Consider the following 12,141-nt stretch of genomic DNA (forward strand, 5'->3'; position numbering starts at 1 on the left):
AAGGGATGAGTGAAACCCCAGAATCCCCCGAAACGCCGCAGCCACCGCGCCCGGTGACCCCCGGCAGCCAGGCCTCCTTCGGCACCTACGGCGGCCGCCCGGTCAGCTTCGTCCGGCGCGGCACCAGGCTGCAGGGCCGCCGGCAGGCTGCGTGGGAGGAGCATTCCGACCGGTGGGCCGTCGAGGTCCCCCGCCACATCGCCAACACGTCAGTGCACCCGGACTACGTCTTCGACGCCGAAGCCGAGTTCGGCCGCAAGGCGCCGCTGATCGTGGAGATCGGTTCCGGGCTCGGCGACGCCGTCTGCCACGCCGCCGAGGAGAACCCGGACACGGACTTCCTTGCCGTTGAGGTCTATACCCCGGGGCTGGCCAACACCCTCATCAAGATCAACAGCCGCGGCCTGAGCAACGTCCGCGTCGTGGAGGCGAATGCCCCCGAGGTGCTCGCCACCATGCTGCCGGCCGGTTCCGTGACGGAGCTGTGGGTGTTCTTCCCGGACCCGTGGCACAAGTCCCGGCACCACAAGCGCCGCCTCATCCAGCCTGCCTTCGCCGAACTGGCCTCACGGGCCCTCAAGCCCGGCGGCCTTTGGCGCATCGCGACGGACTGGTCCAACTACGCCGTGCACGTGCGGGAGGTCCTGGCCGGCTCCCCCGACTTCGAGAACCTGCACGACGGCGAGCGCAGCGGCCCGGAGAGCCCCCTCACCAAGGTGTGGGAATCCGGCGTCGAGTCCCTTGTGGGCGGCGCCCCCGTCAAGGAGGGCCGCGCCCCGGTGAGCACCGAACACACCGGCCCGAACGAGGGCACCGACGAGACCGGCGGCTGGGCGCCGCGGTTCGATGGCCGGATCCTGACGAGTTTCGAGAACAAGGCACACGAGGCGGGCCGGCTGATCTTCGACCTCAGCTACCGGCGCCGGTAGCTAGAAAAACAGGCCGCGGAGAGCCGGCCCGCCGGCCGGGTCCGACTCCCCTGCTGTCGCCTTTCAGGGTCCGCATTGCCGGGTGCTGTTCGCGGGGGGCTCGGCGTGGCACGATTGCGGAAGATGCAACCGGGCTGACCAGAAGCCCGGCAGAACCACCGAGCCAGTTGAGGAATCCGCCATCAAAAAAGAAATGAAAACCGCTGCGGATGCGGCGGAAGAAATCACCAATTCACGTGCGCTGGAGCTCGTAGCGCGTGCCGGTTTCGCCGTGAGCGGCGTCCTGCACCTCCTCATCGGGGTAGTCGCGATCCGGCTCGCCATGGGCGGGGAAGGCAAGGCCGACGTCAGCGGAGCCGTCCAGCAGCTTGCCAGCCAGCCGGCCGGCCCGCTGTTGCTGTGGACGTCATTCGCGGCGTGCGTGGCCCTCGCCATCTGGCAGACCAGTGACGCCATTTTCGACTTCGAGCACCTGCCGGCAAAGAAAAAGCTGGCAAAGAAGCTCAAAGCCGCGCTGCAGGCCGTCGTCTATGCCGGGCTCGCCATCACGTTGTTCTCGTTCGCCAACGGCGCCGGTTCTGACCAAAGCAGCTCCACGAGCGACCTCACTGCGTCCGTGATGAAAGCCCCCGGCGGCTACGCTCTTCTGCTCGCCATCGGGGCAGCCGTGGCGGTCACCGGGATCGTGTACGCCATCCGGGGCTTCCGCCAGTCGTTCGCCAAGCACCTCCGCCTCCCGGCCTCGCAACGGGCGCGGACGGCGGTGACGGTCCTGGGAGTCGTGGGCTATGCGGCCAAAGGCATCGCCCTGCTGCTGGTGGGGCTGCTGGTCATCATCGCCACCGTGAAAGTGCACCCCGAGGAGTCAACCGGGGTCGACGGCGGGTTGAAGGCCCTCCGCGACCAGCCTTTCGGCGTGTACATGCTGGCCGCCGTCGGCGTGGGCCTGATCTGCTACGGCATCTTCATGATGGTGCGGGCGAAACTCGCAAAGATGTAGTGCCCGACGAGATGTAGTGCACGACGGCGGCGCGCCGGCGGCCGGGGTTACGGCCTGAAGTCGTCGTGGACCACAACCCTCGACAGCTCAACCGAACCGTCCGGCAGGCGCCAGAAGTGCAGCCGCCGGGCCGACGCCACGTTCTGCTCGATCGCCGCACGGAAACATTTCGCCCCGTCCTCACGCACCACCTGGGCCGCATCTCCGCCCGGGTTTGCCCGGAGCGCATGGACTTGCCGCGCTGCGTTCCGCTCCGCCGTCCCTGTCAGCACCTCGACCGTTGCCTTCAGCGCCTTGGCCACGACTCCGGGCTCGGTAAAGCCGTAGAGGGATGCCGCAAACCCGGGGCCGGCCGTCCAGTCCGAAGGCAGCGCCTGCCGCGCCTTGTCCGACGCCGGAACGTTTTTGGCCCAGGCAAGGTAGACGTCATGCCTCAGCTGCTCCTCGTCCGCCGCGAACAGCCCGTCCGAATCGGCTGCCAGCGCCCGCTTGAGGGCCGGCTGCGTCCGGCGCTTGTAGGCCCGGAGTTCGAGGAGTTCCTCCTGCCGCCGGGCAAGCCGGACCGCCGTGTCCTCCAGCGCCGCCCGGGCCGCCTCCGCGATGTGTTGTTCCGCTTCGAGTTCCAGCCGGAGGGCATCAAGTTCCTGCTGGAGGCTGACGAGTCCTGCCCCGGACTGACTGGCCGCTGCGGCCAGTTCCTGCAGGGCCGCGACCTTCCTCCGCTCGGCTTCCAGCTGGAGCTGGACGGTCATGAGCGCTACCGGCGGCCTGGGAGCGGGCTCCGCCCCGGCTGCGGAACCGCCGCTCTGCCCCGCGTCCCCGGTTCCCGCCCCGGGGGTGCCGGCGGCTTCAGCGGAAAATGTCCGGCCCGAGGTGGACTGCGCCGTGAGGTGCCGCCCGGACTGCAGCCAAGGAGTACCGCCCGTCAGAAGCGCCGGCGCCTCCACGACGTCGGCGTCGTCATCGACATCGAACAGGGACAACACCACCGCCCCGCGTTCCCTAAGGAACCGCGCCACCACCACTTCGCCCTCCGTCACCAGGCTGTCCACGGTGTCGAGGGGGTTGGAGGAGACGCGGTCCTGTGTAACGGGCCAGCTGAATCCGGGGTAGAGGGTGAGCTTCGCGCTGTTGGCGCAAACCTCTTCGGCCAGGGCGAGAACGAGGTCTCCGGAGCGGTAGAGCTCCGCGAGCCGGGGAGTTATCCGCAGGTCCCTGATGTCCAGTGTCTTGTCCTCGTCGTTGAGGTCGCCGTCGACGGACTGCCCGAGGGCCAGCATCCAGTCGAGGCGGACCGGCGGGGACACGTGTTCGCGCTGGATGGTGCAGCAGCTGCCGTCGGCCAGTTCTACGATGGCGCGGGACCCGGCGCTGGCGAACGCCTTGACGGTGCCCCGGACGCGCCTGGGCGCGGCGCGGACAGGGGCAGCCTTTGGGGGAACCACGGTGATCAGGTTCAGCACGTCCTCGATGATGTCCTCGGCCGCGCGGATAGCCGCAAGGCGGTCCCGCGCCATCCGGAGCGGGCTGCGGTGCACGTCCTTCATCCAGCGGAGATCCTCCGAATAGACGCGTGCCGCATTCCCGAACACGTGCGCCCCGGCCGGCAGGCTGTCGCCGAAGGCATAGCTTTCCGGACCGTTTTCCAGCCAATAGACGTCGGCCAGGTCTCCAACTTCCCGGGCAATGTGTTCCACGTCGATTCCGTTGTCACGCTGCTCCGGATGCCAGGAAATGACGGCCGCCGGTTTGGTCCGTCCGGCCGCCCTCAGGCGCAGCGCGAGTTCTTTCCCTGAAGTGACAACCACATAAGCCTGTTCCATAACGAATCCCCGTTCGCAGGTGCGGACGTCCATGCCGCAGGTGGTGGAGAAGCCGGCAGCTCTCCCACCCTGAGTAGAACAGAGGGGTGTGACGGAATAGGCGGGGGCACCGCCGCCGCTAGCTGAGTACCGCTAGCCGCGGGGGACGGCGATGACGGCCATGGTCTGTTGCTGCCCGTCCCGCATCTCGACGCTGGCGATATTGGTCAGCTGCAGGGGCGTGGCCCCGGTGATTCTGACCCTGCCGCTGGGCGTGGCCGTCCACGCGCAGGCGCGCTCTTCGCCGCCGCCGCTGTCCTTCACCCACAGTGAAAGGGTGCCGTCCACCGGCAGGCTCCGGCCCTCGACCGCCAGCTCGGTGCCCCACGTCTTCTTGACCATGCCCACCGTGAACTGCAGCCCGTCGCCGGCCTGGACGGAGTAGCTGGCGTCCGGCTTGGGCGGCGGGTTGACCAGCGGCGCGGCCAGGATCCCGAGGGCGAGGCACGCCGCCGCCGCCGCAGCCACGGCGGCGGTCCACCGGAGCCGCACCTTCCGGCGCCGCGTGGACAGCTCGTCGAGCAGCCGCCGCGGCACGGCAGCCGGCGCGGGAACCGACGGCGCCGGTTCCCGCCCGGCCGCCGTGCCGAGGGCGACGGCGTCGGTCACCGGGAGCGCGTCCAGCAGCGCCGGGAGGCTGGCCAGTTCGTCCAGCTCCTGCCGGCAATCCGTGCAACGGGCCAAGTGCTGCTCAAAGGCGGCGGCCTCGTCAGGCTCCAGGCCGCCCAGCAGATAGGCGCCGAGCAGCTGGTGCGGGTCAGTAGCACTCACCGTTGCACCCCCATTTCGTCAAGGATTGTCCGGAGGGCCCGTACGGCGTAGAACGCCCGGGACTTCACTGTTCCACTCGGGATATTCAAACTGACTGATGCCTCCTGGACGGTATAGCGGCGGTAATGGAGGGCCACCAGGACGTTGCGGTGCTCCGCGCTGAGCCGCAGCAACGCCTCTTCCATCAGGACCCGGTTGAGGAGTTCGTCGACGCGTTCCGCGCCGCCGGCCGGGTCGGCCAGATCCCGGTCCGTCGTCTCGCGGGGCCGGCGCTGGGCCTTGCGGTAGTTGTCGATCATGATGTTGCGGGCGGTCCGGAACAGGTAGCTCCGCATGCTTCCGGTGATATGCGGGGCCTGCTGCCAGACCCGCAGCACGGTCTCCTGCACGATGTCGTCCGCAAGTTGAGGGTCCCGGCAGGCGCTTAGGACGAAGCCCCTGAGCGCCGCTCCGTGGTCGCGGTAAATCGCAGCCACCACGTCTTCGTCCAGCGGCATGACCGTCCACCCTTCTCTGCGGTTCCGCTTTGCGGTTCCGCAGCCCTTCGGCTCGCGCTTCTGCCCCTACGACGTGCTGTCCGCCGGAAAAGTTCACGTGCACCGGTTGCGGGGCCGGGTCCAGTGCAGCTGTGAACCATTCTTACCCCGGAGGCGTCGTAACGGTTAGCGCCGCCGGACCAGTTGGGGGGTTCGCTTCACGGTGTTTTCGAGTCATGGAGCATTCGAGTCAAGGAGCAGCAGATGAAGAAGCACCTCAGCATTGGCCTGTCCGCTTTCGCCCTCGCCGCACTACTCTCCGGCTGTGCCGGCAGCGGCGGAACCACCACTTCCCCGACGACGGCGGCGCCAACCAGCGCAGCGGGATCTTCGTCGACGTCGGGTCCCGCTTCGACGTCTGCACCGGCCGCTGCCACGGCGGACCTCAAGGTGGCGGATTCCTCCGCGGGCAAGATCGTGGTGGACGGCAAGGGCATGAGCGTCTATTACTACACGAAGGACGTCAAGGACTCCGGGACGAGCGCCTGCACCGGCGGCTGCCTCGACGCGTGGCCGCCGGTCCTCGCCACCGCTGACACACCAACGGTCGACGGCGTCACCGGCACCGTGGGCACGATTGCCACCCCCGACGGCAAGAATCAGCTGACCATCAACGGGATGCCCGTGTATTACTACGCCAAGGATCTGGCTGCCGGGGACATTACCGGCCAGGGCGTCGGGAGCGTCTGGTATCTCGTGGCCCCCTCCGGTGACATGATCACCGCCGCCGCCGGGTACTGACGAAGGACGGACGACGGCGGCAGGCACCGGACAGCAGGGCTTAGCCGTCGGCGTCCTCGAACTCGACGGCGGCCAGGATTTCCTTGGTGTCCGGGTGGATCATGACCGCTTCCTGCTCATCGTCCAGCATGAGGAACTCGCCCTGGTCCGTGGTGAAATGCCATGCCAGGGCGGTCCGGCCCTCGTGCTCATAGTTGGGGTCGCCCATGGTGATCTTCAGGAGCGTGTGCCCGGCCACGGCGCACAGCTCGCGGATGATCATCTCGAATTCCGGAGTGTCCAGCAGTTCATCTTCGGCGGCCTCAGCCTGGCGCTCCGCCAGGTTGGGGATCCGGGACACGCGCTCGGCGATGTGGCGGTCGAGCTCCTCATCGTCCAGGACGAGGAGGTCTGCCTGGCTCCGGAGCCACGCGGCGTTGAGCGCGACAATGTTTTCGGTCTCCAGCAGGCTTTCGAAGTCGCCGTCGAGCTCTTCGAGGAGGCGGACGGCGTCCGGGACACCGCCGTCGGCGTCGCCTTCGAGGTCCGTGTCCCCGTCAAGGTACGCGTCTGCCTCCTCCTCGGAGAGGGAGTCGAAGGCGGCCACGCTGCGGTTGAAGAGGTCAAGGTGCGCGGCAGCCCCCATGCCTTCCAGCCCGGCCCGGACGCAGGCGTCGATCTCTGCGCGCCCGGGCGCGGAGAACACATACTGGGCGAAGCCTCCGCCCAGACACTGCGTCAGGTAGAAGTCGACGTAGTAGCTGCCCAGGGCGCTGGGGGCGATTTCCTCGATGTCGAGCAGCTCCGCGTACATCATGTTGACCACGTTCACGTTCGCGTCGACGACGTCCGCGTCGCTGCCGGTGATGCTCTCCCGCGGCAGGACCGTCGCGTATCCGGTGGCGGGAAGGGTGGTGGAAAGGCCGTTGCTCATGGAAAATCCTCACTGCTTAGGCGGGTGCCGCTCCGATCCCCTTCAACGTACGTTGCACCGCAGGCGCCGCGGTTGAGCCGGAGCTGAACGTCCGGCGAAGTTTGGGTGACCCGGGACGGCGGGGACACGACGCGTGGCGCGATTCTTGAAGTTGCGCCTTCGTTCGGACGGCCAGATTTCGTGCCTCTTTTTGTGTCCGAGACCGGTCCGCAATTCCCCCTAAACCCGCGGACTGGCATTTAAAATATAAGTGGGTATGGTGATGGGTAGATAGCGTTTAGAAAGGCGTGATTCCATTGTCAGGAAAGTCTCCCAGAAACAGCAGTGCCAAGAAAACGGGAAAGTCGATTCTCGAAAAGAGAGCCGAAAAAAAGGCAAAAAGCGAATCCAGCGAAACCCTGTTCGCAAAGCCGCGCAAAAACCAGCGGTGACACCTCGACCCTGACGCACCATCCGCACGCAGCCACGGTTGCAGGCGGAAACGGGCCTACAACGCGCCCGGGGGCTGGGGCCCTCCGCGTTGAAGGAACTGCGGGCAGCCGGACGCGAGACTCCTAGCCGCGACCGGCTGCCCGCAACTACCGCCAAAAACTTCCAATTCGCGCTAGACGGTTCAATGCAAACCACGCGACCGATATTGATGCTTCAGATTGCTCCGACGGGCGCCGGGTGATTCTCGGCTGGACCGTTTTTCAAGCCTGCGGAAATTGCCGATCGTTGAGACACAGAAAGACCCAGTCATGCGCCAGACCCATACCGCCCTGATTATTCCGGCCCGCTTCAGCCACCCCATTCGCGCCGAAGAGATCGACACCTCTCTGGCGACACGGCAGACCCTGGTTGAAGGCAGCGTCGGGGCAATCACTTTTGTGGATTGGCACGTCTATCTCAACGACGAGGCAGACTCCATCCCCCTGCCCGTGAACGCCCGGGCCGAAGTGCTGATCCGCGAAGCAGGCCTGCAGCTCGAAGAGACCGTCCGCGGGACGGTTGTCTTCCTCGGCCACGGAAACAACGGCGACGACGCAGCTGCACCTGCCCACCTGCTCCGGCTGGCCGAGCGCCTCTTCGACACAGCGTTGGCGGCCTAAACCCGGGCAAGATTCCGCGGAACTAAGCCACTGGCTCCACCCACGTCCGGGTCCGGGTGGTCCTCCGCCTGGGTGGCAGTTGCCAGGGAGTCCTCTTCGCCGCGCGGCGCGCCGCCGGTCAAGATCCAGTAGACGAAGCACCGACCACGGCCCTCGTGCCGGCCCCTGAGTTCGAGGGGCCCCGCCCGGCTCGCTAAGATGGATCAGATGACCAACTGCTGAAAGTAGTGCGCACATGCCATCCCATCCGGACGAGAGTGCGGCGCTGGCAATACAGACTCCCGCAATCAACGACCGCTCCCTCGCGGCCGGGCTTGCCTACGCCATGGGGAGCCGCGTTTCCGGGATTTCCTTCGACGCCGCCACCGGCCTCATGCTCGGCAAGGTGCGGGGCGGCGCCGACGCGCCATATTCGACGACGGCGAAGCTGGTCCGGAAGGCGGGCGGCTGGAGCTGCACCGTGGGCGTCTGCAGCTGCCCGGTCCGGAAGGATTGCAAGCATGTTGCCGCCCTGCTGTTCTCCGCCGAGGACAGTCCGGCGATCCGGGTCCAGCTGCTCGCCCCCGCCGACGTCAGCCGGCTGTCCCGGCAGGTCCCGGCGCTGGAGGTCCCGGACTGGGAACAGGCCCTCAGCCCGCTGATCGCCCAACCGGGAATCACTCCGTCCACCAACGGCATCCCGCTGGCGCTCCAGTTCGAAATCGAAGAACCCGCCCCGCACTTCTCCTACACCGGCCGCCGGGATCCGCTGCGCAGCGTCCGGCAACTGAAGGCCCGTCCCGTGATCATGGGCGCCAAGGGCAAATGGATCCGGGGCGATGTCTCCTGGAACACCCTGAGCTACCTCAGCTACCGGCGCGAATGCAACGAGGCCCACGTCGAGTGGATGCAGGAGTTCCTGGCCGCGCATACCGCCCAGGCCAACCGCCAGCACGCCGGGACCGGACTGTGGTTGGGCTTGAACACCTATGCCGGCAAAAACCTGTGGAGCCTGCTGGCCCAGGCCCGGAAAGTCGGCGTGGCCCTGGTCCACAGCCGGGGTTCGGAGCCCGTGCGGCTCGTTGAGCAGCCGGCCGCCGTCGGACTCAACCTGACGCGGTACGGAACCGCGCCGGTCCCGGCCGAGGCAGCCGACGACGGCGGGCTGTCGCTCGCCCCCACCATCACGGTCGAGGGGGACGTGGTTGATCCGGCCTCCGTCGGGACCATCGGGCGCCCGGCCCACGGCATCTTCCTGACTTCCGGGGCGGACGCCCTGCCCGGCATCGCGCCGGGAGACTCCATTATCACGCTCGCCCCGCTGGAGAGCGGGCTCAGCGAGGAACTCCTGACTTTCGTCACCGCCGGAACCACGCTGCACATTCCGGCCCGGGACGAGAGCCGGTTCCTGACCGGCTTCTACCCCAAACTCAAGCAGAGCGCCCGGGTCACGGCCTCCGACGAATCCGTGGAACTGCCCCAGCTGGCCGTTCCCACCCTGTCGCTGCTGGCGAACTACGGCGCCGGCCACCGGGTCCGGCTGCACTGGGAATGGCACTACAAGTCCGGCAAGCTCGTCACGGCCCAGCCGCTGTGGCGCCACCCCGGCGATCACGGCTACCGGGACGACCCCGCAGAGGCCCGGATCCTCGAAGCGGTCGGGCAGCCGTGGGACGTGGTGCCGGCCCTGGGCGAGTCGGCCACCGGCGGCTGGGGAACACCGCGGCTGGCGGCTTCGGCGGAACTCAGCGGCCTCGACACCCTGGCCTTCACCGAGGAGCTGCTCCCCCGGCTCCGCGAGGTCCCCGGTGTCAGTGTGGATACCGCCGGCGAGATCGCCGACTACCGCGAGGCCGAAGAGGCTCCGGTCGTATCCATCTCCACCAAGGCCACCGAGCAGCGTGACTGGTTCGACCTGGGCATCCAGATCTCCCTGGAGGGCCAGCCGGTGTCCTTCGCGGCCGTCTTCTCGGCCCTGGCGGCCGGCCAGACCAAGATGCTGCTCCCCAGCGGGGCCTACTTCTCCTTGGACCTGCCGGAACTGCACCAGCTCCGCGCCCTCATTGAAGAGGCCAGGGAACTCCAGGACAACAAGGATGCGCCCCTGCAGATCAGCCGCTTCCAGGCCGGGCTCTGGGACGAACTGGCCCAGCTCGGCATCGTGGACCAGCAGGCCGCAGCTTGGCGCGAGGCTGTCGGCGGGCTTCTGGAAGGCGGCGTGAAGGGCCTGCCGCTGCCGGCAACGCTCAACGCCGAGCTGCGCCCTTACCAGCTGGAGGGCTTCAACTGGCTTAGCTTCCTCTACCGCCACGGACTCGGCGGCGTGCTGGCCGATGACATGGGCCTGGGCAAGACCGTTCAGGCGCTGGCGCTGATCTGCGCCGCCAAGGACGCGGCCGTGGTGCCGGAAGCGGAAGCGTCCGACGACGGCACTGCCGTCGGCCCGGCGCCCGCCACGGCACCCGGCGCCGCCCCTAATGCGCCCTTCCTCGTCGTCGCCCCCACGAGCGTCGTGGGCAACTGGGAGGCCGAGACCGCACGGTTCGCACCGGGCCTCATGGTGCGGGCCATCGGCGAAACGTTTGCCAAGAGCGGCTCGGACCCGGCAGAGGCGATGGCCGGCGCGGACATCGTCATCACCTCCTACGCCCTGTTCCGGATCGACTACGAGGCCTACGCCTCCAAAGAATGGGCCGGGCTGGTCCTGGACGAGGCCCAGTTCGTCAAGAACCACCAGTCGAAGGCCTACCAGTGCGCCCGGAAGCTTCCGGCGGCGTTCAAACTGGCCATCACCGGCACCCCGCTGGAGAACAACCTGATGGAGTTCTGGGCGCTCACCTCGATTGTCGCGCCGGGCCTCTTCTCCAGCCCGAAGCGGTTCGCCGAGTACTACCAGAAGCCGGTCGAAAAGAACGGTGACAAGGCGCAGCTGGACAAGCTCCGGCGTCGGGTCCGTCCGCTGATGATGCGGCGCACCAAGGAACAGGTCATCCACGACCTGCCGCCGAAGCAGGAACAGATCCTCGAGGTCGTGCTGAACCCGCGGCACCAGAAGGTCTACCAGACGCACCTGCAGCGGGAGCGCCAGAAGATCCTGGGCCTGATCGACGATGTCAACAAGAACCGTTTCACTATCTTCCAGTCCCTCACGCTGCTGCGGCAGCTCAGCCTGGACCCCTCGCTGATCGATCCCTCGCTGTCCGGCGTCCGGTCCAGCAAGCTCGATGTACTCTTCGAGCAGCTCGAGGACCTCGTGGCGGAAGGTCACCGCGCCCTCATCTTCAGCCAGTTCACCGGTTTCCTGGGCAAGGTCCGCGAGCGGCTTGTCGAGGAGAACATTGAGTTCTGCTACCTCGACGGCGGCACCCGGAACCGCACCGACGTCGTCAATGAGTTCAAGAACGGCGCCGCGCCGGTGTTCCTGATCAGCCTCAAGGCCGGCGGGTTCGGCCTGAACCTGACGGAGGCGGACTACGTGTTCCTGCTGGACCCGTGGTGGAACCCGGCCTCGGAGGCGCAAGCCGTGGACCGCACGCACCGGATCGGGCAGGCCCGGAACGTGATGGTCTACCGGCTCGTCGCCAAGGACACCATCGAGGAAAAGGTCATGGCGCTCAAGGCCCGGAAATCCCAGCTGTTCGCCGACGTCATGTCCGGTGACGCGCTGTCCGGCGGAGCGCTCACGGCGGAGGACCTGGCCGGCCTGTTCACCGACTGACGCGGTCCGGACGCGGTTCAGCCGGTGTCCAGCCGCTGCCCTGCGCCCGGAGCGGTTCCGGGTCGCGACGCTCCATCCCGGTTACTCGGTGCCGCACCCCACCTCCGCGCCCGGGAACCGCGGGATTCCGGGGGTACGTGGAGGTTCGGCCGGAAGTAACCGGGCAGGAGCGTCGCCGGAGCCGGGCCAGGAGCGTCGAGGCGATCAACGCCGTCGTCATTTCCAGTGCGATGACCGCCAGCAGCATGCCGGCGCCGGAAGTTGCCGCTCCGGCTGCCGGTGCAGCGCCGCCATGGTGGATGTGGCCAGCTGCCCCAGGACCGGCGCCGAGGAGCAGGAGCGCATGCACCCCGGTCATCGCCAGCGCCGAGGCCATGACCTGGCGAAGGGACCCGACCCGGCCCTGGCGCCAGATATGCACGGCACACGGCACGCACACCGCCACCATGGCGAGCATGAGCAGGCTCAGCCACGTCCCGTGCTGGTTCCCGGCGACAAGCCACAGGTGCGCGAGGCACGACGCCGCCGTCACGGCGGCGCAGATCCGCGAATGGAAGACGACGCCGGACCGGCGGTCCAGGCTCGCTGCGGCACTCACGGC

At 67.8% G+C, this 12,141-nt stretch carries 10 protein-coding genes; 5 read left to right on the forward strand and 5 right to left on the reverse strand.

Annotated features, from left to right (window positions below; genetic code table 11):
• Window positions 1-5 precede the first annotated feature (5 nt).
• Both trmB and AC1DF4_RS10170 read left to right on the forward strand, forming a co-directional pair.
• On the forward strand, window positions 6-929 hold the full coding sequence (gene trmB / locus AC1DF4_RS10165) for a tRNA (guanosine(46)-N7)-methyltransferase TrmB (protein WP_441406155.1): 924 nt from the start codon (window positions 6-8) through the stop codon (window positions 927-929).
• A 193-nt stretch (window positions 930-1,122) separates the two neighbouring features.
• A complete protein-coding gene (locus AC1DF4_RS10170; protein WP_476912781.1) occupies window positions 1,123-1,929 on the forward strand; it encodes a DUF1206 domain-containing protein in 807 nt (268 codons plus the stop codon).
• A 47-nt stretch (window positions 1,930-1,976) separates the two neighbouring features.
• Here the strand turns inward: AC1DF4_RS10170 and AC1DF4_RS10175 are convergent, their stop codons facing one another.
• The 3 genes from AC1DF4_RS10175 to AC1DF4_RS10185 all read right to left on the reverse strand — a co-directional run bounded on the left by AC1DF4_RS10175 (window position 1,977) and on the right by AC1DF4_RS10185 (window position 5,059).
• On the reverse strand, window positions 1,977-3,752 hold the full coding sequence (locus AC1DF4_RS10175) for a hypothetical protein (protein WP_476912782.1): 1,776 nt from the start codon (window positions 3,750-3,752) through the stop codon (window positions 1,977-1,979).
• Between the two features lie 132 nt (window positions 3,753-3,884).
• On the reverse strand, window positions 3,885-4,562 hold the full coding sequence (locus tag AC1DF4_RS10180; protein WP_476912783.1) for an anti-sigma factor family protein: 678 nt from the start codon (window positions 4,560-4,562) through the stop codon (window positions 3,885-3,887).
• Window positions 4,559-5,059 (reverse strand): sigma-70 family RNA polymerase sigma factor, encoded by a 501-nt coding sequence (locus AC1DF4_RS10185; RefSeq protein WP_441406164.1) that lies wholly within the window; start codon window positions 5,057-5,059, stop codon window positions 4,559-4,561. Before AC1DF4_RS10185 ends, AC1DF4_RS10180 begins: the two co-directional genes overlap by 4 nt.
• A gap of 243 nt (window positions 5,060-5,302) precedes the next feature.
• Here AC1DF4_RS10185 and AC1DF4_RS10190 point away from each other — a divergent pair, with 243 nt between their 5' ends.
• Window positions 5,303-5,839 (forward strand): COG4315 family predicted lipoprotein, encoded by a 537-nt coding sequence (locus tag AC1DF4_RS10190; RefSeq protein WP_476912784.1) that lies wholly within the window; start codon window positions 5,303-5,305, stop codon window positions 5,837-5,839.
• A 40-nt stretch (window positions 5,840-5,879) separates the two neighbouring features.
• Here the strand turns inward: AC1DF4_RS10190 and AC1DF4_RS10195 are convergent, their stop codons facing one another.
• On the reverse strand, window positions 5,880-6,752 hold the full coding sequence (locus AC1DF4_RS10195) for a DMP19 family protein (protein ID WP_476912785.1): 873 nt from the start codon (window positions 6,750-6,752) through the stop codon (window positions 5,880-5,882).
• Window positions 6,753-7,492: 740 nt separating this feature from the next.
• Between AC1DF4_RS10195 and AC1DF4_RS10200 the strand changes: the two genes are divergently transcribed.
• Both AC1DF4_RS10200 and AC1DF4_RS10205 read left to right on the forward strand, forming a co-directional pair.
• Window positions 7,493-7,843: a DUF3846 domain-containing protein gene (locus AC1DF4_RS10200; RefSeq protein ID WP_476912786.1), complete on the forward strand. Its 351-nt coding sequence runs from the start codon at window positions 7,493-7,495 to the stop codon at window positions 7,841-7,843.
• Window positions 7,844-8,078: 235 nt separating this feature from the next.
• A complete protein-coding gene (locus tag AC1DF4_RS10205; protein ID WP_476912787.1) occupies window positions 8,079-11,540 on the forward strand; it encodes a DEAD/DEAH box helicase in 3,462 nt (1,153 codons plus the stop codon).
• Here the strand turns inward: AC1DF4_RS10205 and AC1DF4_RS10210 are convergent.
• Window positions 11,530-12,138 carry a hypothetical protein gene (locus AC1DF4_RS10210; RefSeq protein WP_476912788.1) on the reverse strand — a complete coding sequence of 203 codons (609 nt, stop codon included), beginning with the start codon at window positions 12,136-12,138 and terminating at the stop codon, window positions 11,530-11,532. The two genes, AC1DF4_RS10205 and AC1DF4_RS10210, sit on opposite strands and share 11 nt — an antisense overlap.
• Window positions 12,139-12,141: the final 3 nt, after the last annotated feature.

Source organism: Arthrobacter sp. 05N429, assembly GCF_056397045.1.